At 63.3% G+C, this 18,438-nt stretch carries 25 protein-coding genes; 19 read left to right on the forward strand and 6 right to left on the reverse strand.

Annotation, left to right across the window (positions count from 1 at the left end; all coding sequences use genetic code 11):
• Positions 1–112: 112 nt before the first annotated feature.
• Positions 113–709, reverse strand: coding sequence for an invasion associated locus B family protein (locus FJW05_RS26375; protein ID WP_140546256.1), 597 nt, complete (start codon positions 707–709; stop codon positions 113–115).
• 31 nt (positions 710–740) lie between these two features.
• Positions 741–896, reverse strand: a complete 156-nt coding sequence (locus tag FJW05_RS27565; protein WP_181165087.1) for a hypothetical protein — start codon at positions 894–896, stop codon at positions 741–743.
• Between the two features lie 274 nt (positions 897–1,170).
• Between FJW05_RS27565 and FJW05_RS26380 the strand changes: the two genes are divergently transcribed.
• From FJW05_RS26380 to FJW05_RS26420, 9 genes are all read left to right on the forward strand, one after another.
• Complete coding sequence (locus FJW05_RS26380) at positions 1,171–1,461, forward strand: hypothetical protein (protein WP_246673640.1); 291 nt, start codon at positions 1,171–1,173, stop codon at positions 1,459–1,461.
• 245 nt (positions 1,462–1,706) lie between these two features.
• Complete coding sequence (locus FJW05_RS26385; RefSeq protein ID WP_140636919.1) at positions 1,707–2,174, forward strand: NUDIX hydrolase; 468 nt, start codon at positions 1,707–1,709, stop codon at positions 2,172–2,174.
• Between the two features lie 137 nt (positions 2,175–2,311).
• Positions 2,312–2,635, forward strand: coding sequence for a metalloregulator ArsR/SmtB family transcription factor (locus tag FJW05_RS26390; RefSeq protein WP_140636921.1), 324 nt, complete (start codon positions 2,312–2,314; stop codon positions 2,633–2,635).
• Entirely contained in the window at positions 2,632–3,036 is a 405-nt protein-coding gene (locus tag FJW05_RS26395) for an SRPBCC domain-containing protein (RefSeq protein WP_095769285.1), read from the forward strand. The genes FJW05_RS26390 and FJW05_RS26395 overlap by 4 nt, the downstream gene beginning before the upstream one ends.
• A 78-nt stretch (positions 3,037–3,114) precedes the next feature.
• Positions 3,115–3,507 (forward strand): VOC family protein, encoded by a 393-nt coding sequence (locus FJW05_RS26400; protein ID WP_140546258.1) that lies wholly within the window; start codon positions 3,115–3,117, stop codon positions 3,505–3,507.
• 39 nt (positions 3,508–3,546) lie between these two features.
• Positions 3,547–3,780 (forward strand): hypothetical protein, encoded by a 234-nt coding sequence (locus tag FJW05_RS26405; RefSeq protein ID WP_140546259.1) that lies wholly within the window; start codon positions 3,547–3,549, stop codon positions 3,778–3,780.
• Entirely contained in the window at positions 3,780–4,223 is a 444-nt protein-coding gene (locus FJW05_RS26410; RefSeq protein WP_181165088.1) for a DUF1801 domain-containing protein, read from the forward strand. The genes FJW05_RS26405 and FJW05_RS26410 overlap by 1 nt, the downstream gene beginning before the upstream one ends.
• A gap of 78 nt (positions 4,224–4,301) precedes the next feature.
• Entirely contained in the window at positions 4,302–4,700 is a 399-nt protein-coding gene (locus FJW05_RS26415; RefSeq protein ID WP_140636925.1) for a DUF1801 domain-containing protein, read from the forward strand.
• A 301-nt stretch (positions 4,701–5,001) separates the two neighbouring features.
• The gene (locus FJW05_RS26420) at positions 5,002–7,479 is read left to right on the forward strand and encodes an EAL domain-containing protein (protein ID WP_140636927.1); all 2,478 of its coding nucleotides are present in this window, start codon (positions 5,002–5,004) and stop codon (positions 7,477–7,479) included.
• On the opposite strand, the gene FJW05_RS26425 is transcribed toward FJW05_RS26420, so the two are convergent.
• Complete coding sequence (locus FJW05_RS26425; RefSeq protein ID WP_140636928.1) at positions 7,476–8,036, reverse strand: GNAT family N-acetyltransferase; 561 nt, start codon at positions 8,034–8,036, stop codon at positions 7,476–7,478. The two genes, FJW05_RS26420 and FJW05_RS26425, sit on opposite strands and share 4 nt — an antisense overlap.
• 187 nt (positions 8,037–8,223) lie before the next feature.
• On the opposite strand from FJW05_RS26425, the gene FJW05_RS26430 reads away from it, so the two are divergent.
• The gene (locus FJW05_RS26430) at positions 8,224–8,679 is read left to right on the forward strand and encodes a DUF2214 family protein (RefSeq protein WP_140636930.1); all 456 of its coding nucleotides are present in this window, start codon (positions 8,224–8,226) and stop codon (positions 8,677–8,679) included.
• Positions 8,680–8,691: 12 nt separating this feature from the next.
• Here FJW05_RS26430 and nth read toward each other — a convergent pair whose 3' ends face one another.
• Positions 8,692–9,501, reverse strand: coding sequence for an endonuclease III (gene nth / locus FJW05_RS26435; RefSeq protein ID WP_140636932.1), 810 nt, complete (start codon positions 9,499–9,501; stop codon positions 8,692–8,694).
• A 22-nt stretch (positions 9,502–9,523) separates the two neighbouring features.
• On the opposite strand from nth, the gene FJW05_RS26440 reads away from it, so the two are divergent.
• Positions 9,524–10,018: a DUF2244 domain-containing protein gene (locus tag FJW05_RS26440; protein ID WP_140636934.1), complete on the forward strand. Its 495-nt coding sequence runs from the start codon at positions 9,524–9,526 to the stop codon at positions 10,016–10,018.
• A gap of 12 nt (positions 10,019–10,030) precedes the next feature.
• Here the strand turns inward: FJW05_RS26440 and FJW05_RS26445 are convergent, their stop codons facing one another.
• A complete protein-coding gene (locus FJW05_RS26445) occupies positions 10,031–10,846 on the reverse strand; it encodes a class I SAM-dependent methyltransferase (RefSeq protein ID WP_140636936.1) in 816 nt (271 codons plus the stop codon).
• A 115-nt stretch (positions 10,847–10,961) separates the two neighbouring features.
• On the opposite strand from FJW05_RS26445, the gene FJW05_RS26450 reads away from it, so the two are divergent.
• From FJW05_RS26450 to FJW05_RS26485, 8 genes are all read left to right on the forward strand, one after another.
• Complete coding sequence (locus tag FJW05_RS26450) at positions 10,962–11,867, forward strand: methylated-DNA--[protein]-cysteine S-methyltransferase (RefSeq protein ID WP_176477139.1); 906 nt, start codon at positions 10,962–10,964, stop codon at positions 11,865–11,867.
• A gap of 238 nt (positions 11,868–12,105) precedes the next feature.
• Positions 12,106–12,579, forward strand: a complete 474-nt coding sequence (locus tag FJW05_RS26455; protein ID WP_140546268.1) for a hypothetical protein — start codon at positions 12,106–12,108, stop codon at positions 12,577–12,579.
• A gap of 23 nt (positions 12,580–12,602) precedes the next feature.
• A complete protein-coding gene (locus tag FJW05_RS26460; protein ID WP_140636938.1) occupies positions 12,603–12,995 on the forward strand; it encodes a hypothetical protein in 393 nt (130 codons plus the stop codon).
• A complete protein-coding gene (locus FJW05_RS26465) occupies positions 12,962–13,513 on the forward strand; it encodes a hypothetical protein (protein WP_140636940.1) in 552 nt (183 codons plus the stop codon). Before FJW05_RS26460 ends, FJW05_RS26465 begins: the two co-directional genes overlap by 34 nt.
• Positions 13,488–13,970, forward strand: coding sequence for a hypothetical protein (locus FJW05_RS26470; protein WP_140636942.1), 483 nt, complete (start codon positions 13,488–13,490; stop codon positions 13,968–13,970). The genes FJW05_RS26465 and FJW05_RS26470 overlap by 26 nt, the downstream gene beginning before the upstream one ends.
• Before the next feature lie 193 nt (positions 13,971–14,163).
• A complete protein-coding gene (locus FJW05_RS26475; protein WP_140636944.1) occupies positions 14,164–15,069 on the forward strand; it encodes a ribokinase in 906 nt (301 codons plus the stop codon).
• Between the two features lie 5 nt (positions 15,070–15,074).
• Positions 15,075–16,526 carry an amidase gene (locus tag FJW05_RS26480; protein ID WP_140636946.1) on the forward strand — a complete coding sequence of 484 codons (1,452 nt, stop codon included), beginning with the start codon at positions 15,075–15,077 and terminating at the stop codon, positions 16,524–16,526.
• Between the two features lie 89 nt (positions 16,527–16,615).
• On the forward strand, positions 16,616–17,230 hold the full coding sequence (locus tag FJW05_RS26485) for a LysE family translocator (RefSeq protein ID WP_140636961.1): 615 nt from the start codon (positions 16,616–16,618) through the stop codon (positions 17,228–17,230).
• 164 nt (positions 17,231–17,394) lie between these two features.
• On the opposite strand, the gene FJW05_RS26490 is transcribed toward FJW05_RS26485, so the two are convergent.
• Complete coding sequence (locus FJW05_RS26490; protein WP_140636948.1) at positions 17,395–18,336, reverse strand: nucleoside hydrolase; 942 nt, start codon at positions 18,334–18,336, stop codon at positions 17,395–17,397.
• Positions 18,337–18,438 lie beyond the last annotated feature (102 nt).

Below are 18,438 nucleotides of genomic sequence, written 5' to 3' on the forward strand. Positions count from 1 at the left end.
GTCTGCGCGCGTCGCTTCGCTCCTTGCTCCGCCATAGGATGACGATCGCGACGGGCGTTTGAGTGAAATCCCTGCATGCGCGCACGCTCACACACAGCAGCGATCCCCACAGCTAGTCCGCCGACAGGTCCGCCGTCCGGGCGAGCGCACTGCCAAAACCGTTGAGCGAGATGGTGAAGGAGATCGGCTGCGCAGTGTCGGCCGCCGTGGCGTTGACCTTCAGCGTGGTGCCGTTCTGCAGCAACGGCGTGATATTGGCATCGAACGTCACCGGTACCAGGCAACCTACCGCCTGGCAGGTGTTGAACTGCAACGTGCCGTCCAGCTTCTTGTCGTCGATTTCGAACGAGATCCCGTTGGCCAAGGCGAGCCCGAAGGGCAGCGCCAGCGTGCCGGCGGCGTCCTGGCCGGTCTTGGTCGTCAATTCGATCGCCAGCAGCCGCTGGCCGCTCTGCTTGTTGAACTGCTGATGCGACAGGCTGCAGACCTTGTTGGTGCCGGTGACCTGGCAGTTGACCGTCCAGTCGCCATGCGTTTCCGACAGCGCCGAGGCGCCGCCCGGCAGTTGCGGCTTGGCCGCCGCGCCGGTGGGCTGGGCCGCTGGAGCCACCTTGTCGGTCTTATTCTGCGCGGCAAGTCCCGCCGCCGGCACACCGGCGATGCAGGCGGTTGCCATCATCGCCGCGAGATACGCGTATTTCGTCCTCATGAGATCCCTTCTTAGCCGCCGCCCGCGTCAGCTAAAAGCTGACCTTCAGAGACGCGCTGACCGCATTCTGCTTGACCGTTTGCCGAAAGGCGTCGTTGTACCTGACAGCCAACCCGACGCCGTTGACGCCATCGAGCTCCAGCCCGGCGCCGACCCGATAGAGCGGCGAATCGATGGCTTCCGTCAAGTGCAATGCCGGATTGCCGGGCAGATTCTCGGCGGCGGCGAAACGCCCCTCGATCTCCCACTGCTTGGTGGAGAACTCGACGCCGGCCTTTCCGTAGATGCGGGAACTGGCGATGGCGCTGACCGGGATGTCGGCCCCGATCTCCAGCGCCGGCGTCGCGCCATAGTCTATCGCGCGGCTTGCGTGAGCCGCATCACGTTTCGCAGTTGCCCATAGCGTTATTGGCCATCCGCACTATATGAAACGCATGGTTTTTCGTATGGGAGCCTTGCGGATGCTTCGACCGGTTGTTCTGGCAGGCGCCGTGCTGGCCGCCTCGGTTTGTCTGATTACGCCGTCTTATGCGCAGATCGTCGTCCCGACGAATCGCAACGCATTGGTGCAGCAGAATGAGCTGCAGCAGTTGCAGAACCGCTTGCAGCGGCAGCAATACCAGCAGCAGCAGCAAATCTATCGCGAGCTCGACCGGCCGGCCCCGCCCAGGCGCCAACCTGATGTGCCGGTATATGGCAACACCTGTCGGATGGAATCGGTCGGCAACATTATTTCCAGGGTTTGCCGCTGACATTTTATTCTTTTCAGTTTATTAGCCGACTTACTTACTGGCAAAATGCCGGATTGCAAGGGCGGTGGTTCTGGGCAATTCCAGGAAAAGTGTGACACGGTTTTCCGTCGGGAATTGCGTCAAAAAGAGATAAAGCGGGTCGCCGTTTCCGTGAAACGGTGAAACGCTCCAGGGTTTGCAGGAGAACAGGTTTTTGCCTACGCGGATAGCGTATGGCAGGGATGCTGGTCTGACCGGAATTTGGGATGGCAACAACCAAGAAGAAAGCAGTCCGCAGAGCCAGGAAAGGCCAACGGATCCGCCAGGTGGCGGCCATTCCGTATCGGGTGCGAGAAGACGGCAATCTCGAAGTGTTGCTGGTCACCTCACGCACCACGCGGCGCTTCATCGTGCCAAAAGGCTGGCCGATGAAGGGCAAGAGCGGGCGCAGGGCGGCAACGATCGAAGCCCGTGAGGAAGCCGGCGTGCTCGGCAGGACGCTGAAGCAGCCTGCCGGCACCTATTCCTATTGGAAACGCATGCCCGACGGCTTCATTCGCGTCGACGTTGTGGTCTATCTGCTCGAGGTCGCCGAGGAGCTTGTCGAGTGGCAGGAAGCCGCGAACCGGCAGCGCGCATGGCTTCCGGCGGACGACGCCGCCCTGCTCATTGACGAACCGGACCTTTCCACGCTGCTGAGGGATTTGACCGTTCCGTCAGCAAACGCAGCATAAGCAACCATCTATTCAGTAGCGTCCGGCCGTGCCGGCCCACGGCCGCGGCTTCGGATGCGCGACCTCATTCGCTGCTTGACTCATGCATATCCCAATGGTTATACGTCAATCAATAGCCAACGGGTTATCGGTTAGAAATGACGACCGCGCATGATATGCTGTTCAGGACGCTCGCCGATCCGACGCGACGCGCCATCTTCGAACGGCTCTGCCGCCAGGGCGAGCAGACGGTCGGAGCCCTGACCGCCCAGGCCGGGGTGTCGCAGCCGGCGGTGTCGAAGCATCTGGGCGTCCTCAAGGAGGCGGGACTGGTGCGCGACCGCCATGAGGGCCGCCAGACCCATTACAGCGCCCAGCTCAAGGCGCTCGCGCCGCTGATGGACTGGACGCGCCACATGGCGGGGTTTTGGGAAAGCCGCTTCGACGATCTGGAAGACCTGCTCAAAAGGATGGATCAATGAATGAGGCCGCAACGCGCTCCGTCATCGTCGAGCGCGAGATACCTTTTCCGCCGGAAAAGATCTGGCGCGCGCTCACCCAACCGCATCTCATCGAGGAGTGGCTGATGAAGAACAGCTTCAAGCCGGTCGTGGACCATCGCTTCAATATGAGCGCCGAATGGGGCGGCGTCGACTGCCAGGTGCGGACGGTCGAGCCCAACCGGACCCTGTCCTACAGCTGGGACACCAAGGATCTCGAGAGCGTGGTCACCTGGACGCTCACCCCGACGGGCAAGGGCACGCATTTGCGCATGGAGCAGGTCGGCTTCCGCACCGACCAGGAGCCGTATTACCGCGGCGCCACGGTGGGCTGGAAGCGCAACTTCACGGCCCTGGAGCAGCTGCTTTCGCGGATCGATTGACGTCCGCCGAAGCCTCAAAACACAGACACGGTCCCGGCGGGGCGGCAAAACGCGAGCGTAAGCAATGGAGGCACGAAAATGAAGATCAAGCTGACCAGCATCTATGTCGACGACCAGGAAAAGGCTCTTGGCTTCTATACCGAAATTCTGGGCTTCACCAAAAAGGCCGACTTCACCAATGGGCCGTTTCGCTGGCTGACTGTCGTCTCGCCTGACGATCCGGACGGCACCGAACTGCAGCTGGCCCTCAACGACAATCCGGCGGCAAAGACTTATCAGCAGGCCATCTTCAAGCAAGGCCAGCCGGCGCTGATGTTGTTCACCGACGACATCAAGAGCGATCATGAGCGCATCAAGGCGAATGGCGGCAGTTTTGCCATGGCGCCGACCGCGGTGACCGGCGCGACCATCGCGCAGCTCAACGACACCTGCGGCAACCTCATTCAGCTTTCGCAGCTGGCGCGCTGGTAGGCAACTCGATCCGTATCGTCATTTGCAAGGGAGGTTATATTGAACTGGAGCAAGTGGATCAGGCAGCTTCACCGCTGGCTTTCGATCATCTTCACCGTCACCGTCATTGCCAATTTCGCTGCCATGGCCATGGGCCCGCCGCCCGCCTGGATCGTCTATTCGCCGTTGATTCCGCTTTTCCTGCTGCTGTTCAGCGGCCTCTATATGTTCGTGCTGCCCTATGCCGCCAGATGGCGCGGGGAGCCGGCGGGCGAGCGCGCGGGATCGGCCTGATGGCAAAGACGAAATCGAAGGCTGCCGGATCCGCGGACGCCAAACCTGTCCTGCTTTCAGGCGGCAACCCGCAGATCGCCAAGGGCTACGGCGATGCTCCGGTGCAGGCCTATATCGCGGCGATGCCGGGCTGGAAGAGCGAGGTCGGACGCCGGCTCGACCAGCTCATCATGCAGGCCGTCCCTGGGGTGCAAAAGGCCGTCAAATGGAACTCTCCCTTCTACGGCATGGAAGGCGAAGGCTGGTTCCTCGGCATTCACTGCTTCGCCAAATATATCAAGGTGGCGTTCTTCCGCGGCCTGTCGCTGAAGCCCGTGCCGCCTGTCGAATCCAAGAGCAAGGACACACGCTATTTCCACATCCACGAGAACGACCGGTTCGACGAGGAGCAATTCGTTTCTTGGGTGAAGCAGGCGAGCCAGCTGCCCGGCGAACGGATGTAAGCGCACGAAAAATCAAGCGCCGTCTCCCCCGAAAGGGCCAAGGTGGCGATCTCTATCCAGCATCGAGGAGAACCGGACATGCAACAAGGCGACATACAGGACGGCAAGTCTGCGTCCGAACTGATCGACGGACGAATCAAGGAGCTGGGCGATTGGCGGGGCGAGACGCTTGCCCGGCTCCGCGCTCTTATCAGGGAGGCAGCGCCCGAAGTCGTCGAGACATGGAAATGGCGCGGCGTGCCGGTCTGGGAGGATGCCGGCATGATCTGCACCGGCGAGACTTACAAGGCTGTCGTCAAGCTGACCTTCGCCAAAGGCGCGGCGCTGCCAGATCCCAAGAAGCTCTTCAACTCCAGCCTAGAAGGCAACACCCGGCGCGCCATCGATTTCAAGGAAGGCGACAACATCGACGCCGACGCCCTGAAGTCGCTCGTCCGCGAGGCCGTGGCCCTCAACAAATCCAAGACCAAGCGCTGAGACGCGACTGTCGCGCGGCGCTATCGGATTGATGTTGCCGGCTTTTTCTTCCGCGCCCTCGCACCGTAAATCGATATTATGCACGAAATATCGGCACCAAGCGCGTAAGCGTCCTTCTGTTGCTGCGCAATAACTCATGAAACAAATACTGGGCAAATTTATCGACTGTTAATCCAGGCACGTTATTTGGATTTATGTCGCCAGTAACCGGACGGCATGTGGGGAAGAACATCGTCTCAACCGGCGGATGAGCCAGTCGGACAGACACCGAGGGGGCCTGCGCACGCGCCATGGGAATGGGATGAAGCTCTCATCGACCGATGCTGCCCCGCGCCTCATCGGGCTGGTCTGGCCCTTCGTCGCGGTCGTGCTGATCCAGGCGCTGGTTGCGACCCTCAGCCTCCACACGTTGTCAGCTGTCCGCGCCTATGTCGGCGGCGAAAGCCAATGGTCGAAGGGGCAGAAGCACGCCATCTATTTCCTCAGCCTTTATGCCGACACCGGCCGGGAGGAGTATTTCAGCGAATATCGTCAGGCCATCGCCGTGCCGCTGGCCGATCGAGCCGCGCGGCTTGCGCTCGAACAGGCTGAGCCCGACACGAATGCGGCCAGGCTCGGCTTTCTCGGCGGCAACAATCATCCCGACGATGTCCCCGGCCTGATCTGGCTGTTCCGGAATTTCCGCGGAGTCAGCTATCTCGACACCGCGATCCGCCACTGGACGGATGCCGACGTGATGATCCTCGCCATCGAAAGGCTTGGCGACGACATGCATCGCAGGCTCGAAAAAGGGCCGCCATCGTCAGCCGAGATCGCTCTCTGGAAAGTACAAATCCACCAGATCGACCACCAGATCGGGCCGCTCGCCAAGGCCTTCTCCGACAGTCTCGGCGAGGGGTCGCGCTTCATCAAGACGGCGCTGACGGCGGCCAATCTCGCGACAGCCGCGCTGCTTATCCTGCTCGCCGTCTGGCGCACGCGAAAGCTGATGAAACAGCGCCAGGCATTTCAGACAGCCCTCAGCGCCGAGCGCGAGCGGGCTCAGATCACATTGGCCTCGATCGGCCAGGCCGTCATCAGCACCGATGCCGAGGGGCGGCTGGACTATATGAATGCCGGGGCGGAAAGGCTGCTTGCCTGCTCTTTAGCCGCCGCCAAAGGCAGGTCGGTCGCCTCGTTGTTCCGGCTCGTCGACAAGGACAGCGGCGTCGAGGAGACCGATCTGATCCCGCGCCTGCTGGCGGGCGAGCCGCGCCGCTCCAATGTTCGCCCGCAGCTTCTGGAGCGCCCCGACGGTTCGGTCGTGCCGGTGGCGCTGAACGGCGCTCCGCTGATCGTTTCCGGCTCGATCCTGGGTTGCGTCCTGGCCTTGCACGACATGACGCGCGAGCAGGACTATATCGAGCGCCTGTCGTGGCAGGCATCGCATGATGCGCTGACCGGTCTCGTCAACCGCCGCGACTTCGAGAAACGTCTGGCGAGCGCGATCTCCGAAGCGCCGGAAAGGTCGCGCCGGCACGCGCTGATGTATCTCGACCTCGATCAGTTCAAGCTGGTCAACGATACCTGCGGCCATGCCGCCGGCGACCAGCTGCTGCGCCAGATCTCGACGCTGCTCGCCAACGAGCTGCCGCCCGGCGACATCCTGGCGAGACTGGGCGGCGACGAGTTCGGCGTGCTGCTCTTTGATTGCGATGCCGATTGCGCCGCCGCCACCGCCGAACGGTTGCGCGCCACGGTCCAGGATCTGCACTTTTCCTGGGAAGGACGTCCCTTCAACATCAGCGTCAGCATCGGCATGGTCGAGGTCGCCAATGTCGGCATGACGCTGGAGGAAGTGCTGCGCGCCGCAGACGTCGCCTGCTACATGGCCAAGGAAAAGGGCCGCAACCGCGTCCAGCTCCACAGCGACGGCGACAGGGCGCTGCGCGAGCGCTTCGGCGAGATGGCCTGGGTGCAGCGCCTGCATGCCGCGCTGGATGAGAACCGCTTCCGGCTGCATGCGCAGGAAATCGCGCCGCTGCGGGACGATGCTGCCGAGCCGGGCGCGCATGTCGAAATCCTGCTCAGGCTGACCGACGAGGACGGCAGCTTCGTCACCCCGCAGAGCTTCATCCCGGCGGCGGAGCGCTATGGACTGATGCCGGCGATCGACCGCTGGGTGATACGCAACGCCTTCGCCATATTGGCGTCGCGACGCACCGATCCGCGCGCGACGCCGATATCCACCTGCGCGATCAATCTCTCCGGCGCCACTTTCGGCGACGAGACATTTCTCGGCTTCATGCGCGAGCAGTTCGCCGCGCACGCCATTGCGCCCGAGACGATCTGCCTGGAGATCACCGAGACCAGCGCCATCGCCAATCTGACCGACGCCATGCGCTTCATTGCCGACCTGCGCGGATTGGGCTGCCGCTTCGCGCTCGACGATTTCGGCTCCGGCATGTCGTCCTTCGCCTATCTGAAGCATCTGCCGGTCGACTACCTCAAGATCGACGGCGGCTTCGTCAAGGACATGCTCGACGACCGCATCGACCGCGCGATGGTCGAGATGATCCATCACATCGGCAAGGTGACGGGAAAACGCACCATCGCCGAATTCGTCGAAAGCGATGGCATCGTCGAAGCCTTGAAGGCGATCGGCGTCGATTATGCGCAGGGCTATGCCATAGCGAGGCCCCAGCCATTCGATGCGACGACGGTGCTGGGCGGCCGTCCAGGTGCAAAGGCGGACGCGTGGAACGGAGTGTCAGGGGCGTTGCGCCGCAAGGCGGGTTAAGCGCTTCCTTTTCCGGATCCGGCCCGCCGTTCCAACAGGATCGTCGGCTTCTCGTGATAGGTGGTCCGCAAAATCTCTTTGTAGCCGTTCCTTTCGGCCACCTTCTGCGAAGCGCCGTTTTCCGGATCGATGATGCAGACCGTTCTTGCCTGTCCGAACGTCTCGTCGCTCCAGGCGACGATCCGCCCCACGACTTCGCTCGCAAGCCCTTGGCCATGCGCCTCCGAGGCCAGCGCCCAGCCGGCCTCCGGCACGCCTTCGAGAGACGGCACGATCTCGCGCTTCAGGTCGTGGAAGCCGGCCTCGCCGATGAAGCGCCCCGTCGCCTTGCCCTCGATCGCCCAGAATCCATAGCCGATCAGCGACCATAGGCCGGCATGGCGCAGGAAGCGCATCCAGCTCTCCTCGCGCGTGCGCGGCTTGCCGCCGATGAAACGGGTGACGGCGGGCTCCGCCCACATGGCGGCATAGGTTTCAAAATCGTCCAGCCTGTGCGGCCGTAAAACGGTGCGCGCCGTTTCGAGAAGCGGCACGCCGGCTTCCGTCTTGATGCTCATGGCATTGCCCTCCATCGACGCGACAGCGCTTAGCAAAACAGCACGCTCGATCAAGAGCCAGGCCAATGCGTTGGCTCTTCCAGCCATAACGGCCATGGCACGGCTGCATCGCTATGGGCTTTTCGCCCGGCGATGCTAGTTTGCGCGCGAAGCCGACCAGAAACGCAAATCGACCGAAGGAAGAACCATGGACACCACAGACCTGTTGCTGGCGATCGCGCATCACCTTCTGGTGTTCTCGCTGGCCGGCATCATCGGCGCCGAGTTCGTGCTTGTGCGCGGCGATCTGGCAGCGGCGACGCTGAAGCGCCTTGCCGGCATCGACCGCCACTACGGCATCATCGCCGCGCTGATCGTCATCGTCGGCATCTGCCGGGTGTTCTTCGGTCTGAAAGGCTGGGAATTCTACGTCTACAATTGGGTGTTCTGGGCAAAGATGGCGGCCTTCGTCATCGTCGGCCTGCTGTCGATTGTGCCGACCATGCGCTTCCTCTCCTGGAACAGGCAGGCGAGCGGCAATCCGTCTTTCGCGGTGCCGGCGGCGGAACTGGCCTCGGTGAAGAACTATGTCCGCGCCGAGGGCTTTATCTTCCTGCTCATTCCGGTTTTCGCAGCGGCCATGGCGCGCGGCTACGGATATTAAAACTTTACTGAGTCAGACGGCCTCGACCGGAAACGTCTCATCCAGCGGCGCGATCGGCACCAGCGGGGCGGGCACGTCGGTGGTCTTTTCCTTTGACTTGCAGATGTCGGCGATGACGCAAGCCGGGCAATCGGGCTTGCGCGCCTTGCAGACATAGCGGCCATGCAGGATCAGCCAATGATGCGCATGGCGCATATAGTCGGCGGGGATGACCTTGAGCAGCCCCTGCTCGACCTGTTCCGGCGTCTTGCCGGGCGCCAGCCCGATCCGGTTGCCGATACGAAAGATATGCGTGTCGACCGCCATCGTATGCTGGCCGAAGGCGACGTTGAGCACGACATTGGCGGTCTTGCGCCCGACGCCCGGCAGCTTCACCAACTCGTCGCGATCCTGCGGCACCTCGCCCGCATGGTCTTCGATCAACGCCTTCGACAGCGCGATCACGTTCTTGGCCTTGTTGCGCCACAGACCGATGGTGCGGATATAGTCGCCGACCTTGGCCTCGCCCAATGCCAGCATCTTGGCCGGCGTGTCGGCCGCGGCGAACAGCGGCTTCGTCGCCTTGTTGACGCCGGCGTCCGTCGCTTGCGCCGACAGCACCACTGCGACCAGCAGAGTGAAGGCGTTGACATAGTCGAGCTCGCCTTTCGGCTCAGGCCGCTGCACGGAAAAGCGCCGGAAGATCTCATGCACCTCGGCGGGACTGTAGAGCGACCGCGTGGCGGCTTTTCGCGGCCGTCGGCCAGGCGCCCGGCCGCCGCCCGGGATAGTGGGCCGAGGTTTTTTGACAGCTGCGGATTTTTTCGACTTGGGAGGCGCCATTTCCCTCCTATAATATTCCCTCATGAGCGACACAAACGCCTCGTTCCAGGCCGACGAGCCATTTTTCCAGGCCTTGCTGACGCCGCACCGCTCGCTCGGCCGCACCGGCTTCCTGATCCTGATGGGAGCGCTTCTGTTCGGCTGGGCGGTCACCGGCGCTTTCTTCCTGGCGCATGGCGCATGGCCGGTGTTCGGCTTCTTCGGCCTCGACGTGGTCGCCGTCTACATCGCTTTCCGCGCCAATTACCGGGCTGCGCGCGCCCGCGAGGAAATCTCGGTCTCGCGCACCAGTCTCGACATTCGCAAGACAGCGCCTTCCGGCCGCTCGGAAAACCATCGCTTCAACCCGTTCTGGACGCGGTTCTCGATCGCCCGCCACAGCGAGATCGGCATCACCAAGATGGCCGTCGAGGCGCAAGGCAAGAGTGTCGCGATTGGCGGCTTCCTCAATCCCGACGACCGCGAAAGTTTTGCTACCGCCTTTTCGCGCGCGCTGGCGACCGCCAAGACGCGCTGATGCGTAAGCGTTTCAGAACCGGTAGCGCAGCAGCCTGCCGACCTTGCGCATCGCGGGAATAAGCCTCCAGAGGCCAACGAACAGACGCGCGGACCAGCCCAGGCGCGCCCCTTGCTCCGGCTTGTAGGACGGAACCTCGCCGATGAAGCGAAGTTTCGGGATGGCTCGCTCCAGTTCGCGCGGATCCTCAATGGCCCAATGGACTTCTGCGCCCGTTGCCTTCAAGGCAGGGCTGAGACGCATCAGCTTCAGTCCGAAATGGCTGTAGGCGTCGAACATCAACTCGCCGCCGGCCAGATGCGAGACAAGGCGCGCAAACAGCCGCGGCCCCTCGTCGGCGGCGAGATACGGCGTCAGCCCCTCGGCCACGATCATTGCCGGGCGATTGCGCGGCACCTCGGCCAGCCAGCCCGGTTCGGTAACCGACGAAGCGATCAGATGATACTGGTCCCTATACGGATAAAGCCTGCGCCTAAGCGCGACGACGTCGGGATAATCGACGTCGAACCAATCGACGCCTGGCAGTGGATCGACCCGGAAGATCCGCGTATCGAGCCCGCATCCCAGATGCAGCACGATCGCATCCGGATATCGCGCAAGGAAATCGCGGACGCGGACGTCCAGTGTCTTCGCCCTGATTGCAAATCCCAGCCCGAGATTGCCGTCGACCTTGAGCCTTGAGAAATCATAGTCGATCCTGCGCACCGCCTCGTCGGCGAAGTGATCCTGGAGCAGCGAATTGGGCAGCCGGCTCTCCAACGCCTTGCCGTAGAGTGTCATCAGCAAGGTCTCCCTTGCCCCGGTCAGATCAACCTTTTCGACGGCCATGATCGTCCTCTTCGGCGCGAAGCTGACTCTATCTGGGTGCGGATGGCGGGAAGGCAAGTTTCGGGTGGTGGCAAAGCTCTGGAGGACCGATATTCGCGATCAAGGAGATATTGCCATGAACGCCCAGATGACCATGAATACGCGGATGAAACCAACCGCGATCCTTGAGAACGACATCACGCCGGAAGGCAGCGACTATGACGTCGTGCGCCGCGCCATCGAGAAGATCAGCCTCGACTATCGCGACCAGCCCTCGCTCGAGGTCCTGGCCGAGGAAGTCGGCGAGACGCCGACCGGCCTGCAGAAACTGTTCACGCGCTGGGCCGGACTGTCGCCCAAAGCCTTCCTGCAGGCGGTGACGCTCGACCACGCGCGCAGGCTGCTGGATTCAGGCATGCCGCTCCTGGAGACCTCGTTCGAGCTCGGCATGTCCGGTCCCGGCCGGCTGCACGACCTCTTCGTCACCCATGAGGCGATGTCGCCCGGCGACTATAAAACCCGGGGCGCGGGTCTCACCATCCGCTACGGCTATCACATCTCGCCTTTCGGCATCGCGCTGATCATGGTCACCGACCGGGGCCTCGCCGGCCTCGCCTTCTGTGACGCCGGCGGCGAGCGGGCTGCCTTCGCCGACATGTCCGGCCGCTGGCCAAACGCGACCTATGTCGAGGACATGTCCGCCACCCAGGCTTATGCCGCGCGGGTCTTCGACCCGACGCAATGGCGCGCCGACCAGCCGCTGCGCGTGGTGATGATCGGCACCGATTTCCAGCTGCGCGTCTGGGAAGCGCTGCTGCGCATCCCGATGGGCAGGGCCTGTACCTATTCCTCGATCGCGGCAAGCATCGGCGCGCCAAGCGCGAGCCGGGCCGTGGGCGCGGCGGTGGGCGCCAACCCGATGTCGTTCGTGGTGCCCTGCCACCGGGCGTTGGGCAAGTCCGGCGCGCTCACCGGCTATCACTGGGGCCTGACGCGCAAGCGCGCCATCCTCGGTTGGGAAGCGGGACAAGTGACATCCTGAAAACAATCGATTTTTTCGCGCCCCCTTGCGAAAAACCGCGTATCAAAATATAAAGCGGCACAAGCCAAACAAATAAACAGCCTTGTTCATGAAATGCAACCGGCGACAACCTCTGGTTATTGCCGGCTTGCTTTGAAGTTGCTTTCCGTTGTTATTTCACTTAACGCTAAATTAACCACGATAAAGAGAAGATAACCCCACATTGAGCCGCATTATCCGGCTCGAAAGCGGGGTCTCAATGAAGTTCTTTCGCGCCGTCATGGCTGCGAGCGTGCTCGCCGCCTGCGCCGGCCAGGCAGCATCGGCGGCCACCACCGGAAATGTGCTGTTCAATGGTACGATCACCGCGACCTGCACGGTCACGATCAACTCCAACGGCACGATGACCGTCAGCAGCAATCTTCAGTCGCTGAGCTCGCATAATGCCGGCGGCTCAGCCGGTAGCGCTCAGGTCGATACCACGGGCGGCGTCTCGCTCAGCGTAGACCCGGTAACCACCACGACCGTGCCGGCCTCGGACGTTACGGCGACGACATGGACCCCCACCTTCGCCACTTCCGGCGCTCAGACGATTGCCGAAACCGGCACTGCGACGGCCCTGACGGTGCCAGGCACATCCACGGTCGCCGTCAATCTTGCCGGCACCAAGAGCGGCACGAACCGCTTCTCCGCCGGCAACTACCAAGCAACGGTGACGCTGCGCTGTGAATAGTCTTGTCGCGAAAGGAGTGATCCTTGAGAACGATTGCAATTCTGGCGGCGGGTCTGACTGCCGTGCTGTTTCCCATCGCCGCGACCAGCCAGTCGATGACGCCGATGCGGGGCGAGGTGCGATCCTTCGCGGATGCCTTCGCCGTTCGTGTCTTCCCAGGCAACCCATATAACCAGCGCATACGTGTCGAGGTTCATGTCTATGACCAGGATTTCCAGCCGGTCGACGCCAAGATCACGCCAAGCGCCTTCCTTCTGGCCGGCCAGGCGTCGCGTCCGGTTCTGGTGGTCGTCCCGTTCGACGGCGCGAACGAGCGTAAAGTGCGTATCTGTACCGAGAGTATCCCCTTTCCAAGCGAGCAGACCCAGATAAAGGCACAGATATGCGGAAAGTTTTTCGGGCATCGCAGGTTCTGACCTTGTCCCTGCTGTCCGCCTTGGCTGTCGTAAGTCAGGGGCTTGCCGAGGACATCCTGAACCTGAATCAGAACCAGACCGGTTTCAGCCTGCCCGGCGTCAGCCTGCCTCAGGGCCAGGACGAGGTTCATGCCAGCGACGGCACGACCTGCCGCTCAGCCGTCTCCGGCAGCGGCGCCTATCTCGACCTCGGTATCATCCGGGGCAACAACAGCAGCAACCAGGCCAATAGCGACATCGCCACATACGGCCGCGTGGTGATCCCGATCGGGCGGACGCCGAAACGCGTCGATTGCAGCCGCCTCTACGAGCTGGAAGTCGAGCGCCTGCAGCTTGAATTGAAGCTCCTGAAAATGGGCCTTGGCGCCGATGGTCAGACAACGGGGAGCACGACGAGCACCGCTGCCACGGCTTCCGAGGCTCCTACGGCTCGCTCGGCCGCATCGGCAGGATGGGCCAACGAAGGCTGGAGCATCAGAGGCACAACCGGCAATGAAACGAAAAAGAAGCGGAAATAGCCGCGCGCTGCTTACGATGGCAGCGCTTGCCGGCTTCTGTCTCCCGGCACAGGCGGCGATCATCGGCACCTGCACCATCATGATCGGTGCCTCGGGAATGATGAAGTCGAACCCCTCTATCAACATATTCGGTTCCAGGCAGGCGGGCGGGTCGAGCGCCGGCGCCACCATCATCGCGAACTCGACGCTGTGTTCGATCCTGAACCTGCTAGACTGCTATACCGTCTCCGCGCCGGCTCCGATCGCCTTCACCTCGGCTCCGAGCGGCGGCGACACCGACGTCTCTTTCGCCTCCGTCTTCCGCCTCGACGGCTCGGGATTGGATAACCCGGGCAGCTCGCCGCAAAAGCTGACCAACGGCACCCATACGATCCAGGTCGATCTGACCGCCACGAAGTCGCCGGGCATCTTCCCGGCGGGCAGTTACCAGGCGGAGGTCACTGTGCGTTGCGAATGATGCTGTGGGCCAGACCGCGCCAACGACGACATGATCTGGCAACCGGCGGGCTTTGCGGCTAGCTTCGCGCCCAGCCCGCAATTCCGGGGAAAACACTCCATGTATTTTCCCCTGGAATTGCGCAAAAAAGCAGAAGTCTTGGAGCAGGTCCGCCTTTCAGCACGGGCTGACCGCTTCACCGGGAGGCAGTTTTTTGATTATCGTTGTCGGCTCGATCAACCTCGACCTCATCGCCAATGTCGACCGCTTGCCGGAACCCGGCGAGACGGTGCGCGGCTCCGGCTTCGCCACCGCGCCCGGCGGCAAGGGCGCCAACCAGGCGCTGGCCGCGGCGCGCGCCGGCGCGCAAGTGCGCATGGTGGGCGCGGTCGGCAAGGATAGTTTTGCCGCCGAGGCGCTCGCCCTTCTCAAGGCCGGCAATGTCGATCTGTCCGGTGTCGGCCAGAGCTTCGCCTCCACCGGCACGGCGTTGATCCTGGTCGGCGCCGACGGGGAAAACGTCATCGCCGTCGTGCCGGGCGCCAATGATTCGGTGGTGCCGGGCGATGTCGCAAAGGCCTATCTCAAGAAAGGCGACGTCGTTCTCTTGCAACACGAGATCCCGTTGCAGACGGTCGAGGCCACACTCGACGCGGCGCGCGCGGCGGGCGCCGTCAGCGTGCTCAACACCGCCCCCTTCCGTGCCGAAGCCGCCGGCCTCCTCGGCAAGGCCGACTATGCGGTCGCCAACGAAACCGAGTTCGATCTCTATGGCGAGGCGCTGTCGCTTTCGGGACGCGACCGCCCGGCCCGCATGCGCGACTATGCCAAAAAGACGGGCCGCATCATCGTCGTCACGCTCGGTGGCGACGGAGTGCTGGCCGCCACGCCGGGCGATTTCCTTGCAATCCCCGCGCTGAAGATCACGCCGGTCGACACGGTCGGTGCCGGCGACACATTCTGCGGCTATTTCGGCGCCGGCCTGTCGTCCGGCCAGTCGCTTGAGGAAGCGCTTGCCCGCGCCGCCGTAGCCGGCTCGCTCGCCTGTCTGAAACCCGGCGCGCAGCCGGCGATTCCGTTGGCAAAGGATGTCGACGCCGCCTTGGCGGCGGCGCGGTAGCGGCCATGCGTCCGATAACGAAGCATGCAGTGCCGCCGGCCGGCGATATCTGCCGCCTCTCCGCCGTCGAGCTCGCGGGCGAGATCAGGCAGCGCCGTTTGTCGGTGCGCGAGGTGGCCGGCGCCTTCCTAGACCGCATCGAGGCGGTGAACCCGCTGGTCAACGCCATCGTCTCGCTGCGCGAGCGCGCCGATGTCCTTGCCGAGGCCGACAGGGCCGATGCCGATCTGGCGCAAAGCGGCGAGGCCGGATCGCTGTACGGCCTGCCCATCGCCATCAAGGACCTTGCCCTGACCAAGGGGCTCAGAACCACCTTCGGCTCGCCGATCTTTGCCGATTTCATTCCCGACACGGACGACTTCTTCGTCGAGCGCATCCGCAAGGCCGGCGCCATCATCATCGGCAAGACCAATGTCCCGGAATTCGGGCTCGGCTCCAACACCTACAATCCGGTTTTCGGGCCGACACTCAACGCCTTCGACCCGGCGCTGACCGCCGGCGGCTCGAGCGGCGGCGCGGCTGTGGCGCTGGCGCTCGACATGGTGCCGGTCGCCGACGGCAGCGATTTCGGCGGTTCGCTGCGCAATCCGGCGGCCTATAACAATGTCTACGGCTTCCGTCCCTCGCAGGGTCTTGTGCCTGCAGGCCCGGACGTCGATGTCTTCCATTCGCAGATGGGCGTCGAGGGGCCGATGGGCCGCAACATTCGCGACATCGCACTGCTGCTCGACGAACAGGCCGGCTATCACCCGCATGCACCGCTTTCGCACGACAAGGCGGGCTCGTTCCTTGAAGGTTTGCGGACCAAAGCGTCAGGCGGCCGCATCGCCTGGCTGGGCGACCTCGGCGGCCGCCTGCCGACGGAGCCCGGCGTGCTCGGCCTTTGCGAGGCCGCGCTTGCCCGCTTCGCCGATGCTTCCTTCCACAGCGAGGCCTTGGTGCCGGATGTCGACTTCGAGGCGCTGTGGCAGGCTTTTGTCACCTTGCGCCAGGCGAGCAGCGGCTGCGGGCTGAAGGCGCACTACGACGAACCGGCAAAACGCGGGCTTCTGAAGCCTGAGGCTATCTGGGAAGTGGAGCAGGCGATGCGCCTGACCGCTCCGCAGATCCATGCCGCGACCGTCCTGCGCACCTCCTGGCACAGGGCGCTGCTTGCGCTGTTCGAGCGCTTCGACCTGATTGCGCTGCCCACCGCCCAGGTCTTCCCCTTCGACGTGACCACCCACTGGCCGCGCGAGGTCGCGGGGCGGACCATGGACAGCTATCACCGCTGGATGCAGGTCTCCGCCTTCGCCACGCTGGGCGGCTGCCCGGCGCTCAACGTGCCGGCCGGCTTCGACGAGAGGGGCCGGCCGATGGGCATGCAGTTGATCGGCCGCCCGCGCGGCGACCTCGCCGTGCTCAAGGCCGGCGCAGCCTACGAGGCGACACTGCCTTGGGCGGCGGGGGCTGCGTGACCGCCCTGCCCGACCAGCTTGCGCCGGCGTCGATCCCGTGCATTGATCGCGGTCCGCCCAAGTCGGCGCTGTCCTGTTCGAGGGAAATGATGTCGCTGGAACTCTACGCCACCTATGTCGTCGCCTGCATCGTCATTATCCTGGTGCCGGGACCCACGGTCACGCTGATCATCGCCAACAGCATCCGCCACGGCTCGCGCGCGGGATTGGCCAACGTCGCCGGCACTCAGGCCGGCCTTGCCATCATGATCGCCATCGTCGGCATCGGCCTCAACACGCTGATCGCCGGCATGGGCCACTGGTTCGAATGGGTGCGGCTGATCGGCGCCGCTTATCTGATCTGGATGGGCGTGCAGATGTTCCGCGCCAAGGGTACGCTGAACCCCGACGGCTCGGCCAAAAAGCCGCGCGGCGGCTTCTTCCTGCAGGGTTTTCTGGTGGCGATCTCAAATCCGAAGACCTTGGTCTTTTTCGGCGCTTTCTTCCCGCAGTTCATCGCGCCGCAGGGCAATTATACGCTGCAGATCGTCGTGATGGGCCTCACTGCCATGATCTTCGCCGCCATGTCGGACTCGACCTATGCCCTTGCCGCAGGCCGCGCCGGGCGCGTTCTGTCGGCCAGCCGCGTCAAGCTGATGTCGCGCATCAGCGGCAGCTTCCTGGTCGGCGGCGGACTGTGGCTGGCGTTCTCGAAGGCGAAATAGCACCTCTCCCTTCTCCCCTTGTGGGAGAAGGTGGATCGGCGCGATAGCGCCGAGACGGATGAGGGGTGTTCCAGCGGAGCGAGGCGCCGGCTTACCCTGGAACACCCCTCATCCGACCGAGCTTCGCTCGGCCACCTTCCCCCACAAGGGGGGAAGGAGAGGCGCTAAAGCCGTCCCAGCCGCTCCACCAGCAGTGCGAAGAAGCCGTCATGGTCGATGTCGCGCATCACCATGGCGTTCTTTGTGCGCTTGGTGACGCCCCACCAGTCGATCACCGTCATGCCCATGGTGAGCTCCGACACGGTTTCGACGCTGACATTGCAGCGGCGGCCCTTGAACAGTTCCGGCTTGATCAGATAGGCGATAACGCACGGATCGTGCAGCGGCCCGCCATCGGTGCCGTATTTTTCCTCGTCATAGCGCTCGAAGAACTCCAGCATCTCGGCGGTCGCTGTGCCGACCTTGGTGCCGAGCTTGCGGAAGGCCTGGATGCGCTGGGACGTGGTCAGCGCCTTGTGGGTGACGTCGAGCGGCATCATCACGATCGGAATGCCTGATTTGAACACCAGGTCGGCGGCCTGCGGGTCGACATAGACGTTGAATTCGGCCGCCGGCGTGACGTTGCCGCCCTCGAAGAAGCCGCCGCCCATCAACACGATTTCCTTGATGCGCGGCGCGATCCTGGGCTCTCGGATCAGCGCCAGCGCGATGTTGGTGAGCGGTCCAAGCGGGCAGAGCGTGATGGTGCCGCTTTCCTCGCGCATCAGCGTCTCGACGATGAAATCGACGGCATATTGTTCCTGCAACGGCATCGTCGGCTCGGGCAGTTGCGGGCCGTTCAGGCCGGTCTTGCCGTGCACTTCCTCGGCGGTGACGAGTTCGCGCGCCAGCGGCCGGATGGCACCGGCATAGACCTTGACGTCTGGGCGGCCGGCCAGCTCGCATATCTTGCGGGCGTTGTTCTGGGTCAGATTCAGCGGCACGTTGCCGGCAACAGCGGTGATGCCGACGATCTCCAGCTCGGAACTGCCGAGCGCCAGCAATATGGCGACGGCATCGTCCTGGCCGGGATCCGTGTCGATGATGATCTTTCTGGACTGGGGCATTTCAATTCCTTTTGGGAAGTCTTTTTGGGCGGGTTTTAGAGCATGGTTCCCAAAAAGTGGGAACCGGTTTTCGGACGAAATCATGCTCCAATGAAAGGCTGG

The sequence above is a fragment of the Mesorhizobium sp. B2-9-1 genome (genome assembly GCF_006439455.1).
Taxonomy (GTDB): Bacteria; Pseudomonadota; Alphaproteobacteria; order Rhizobiales; family Rhizobiaceae; genus Mesorhizobium.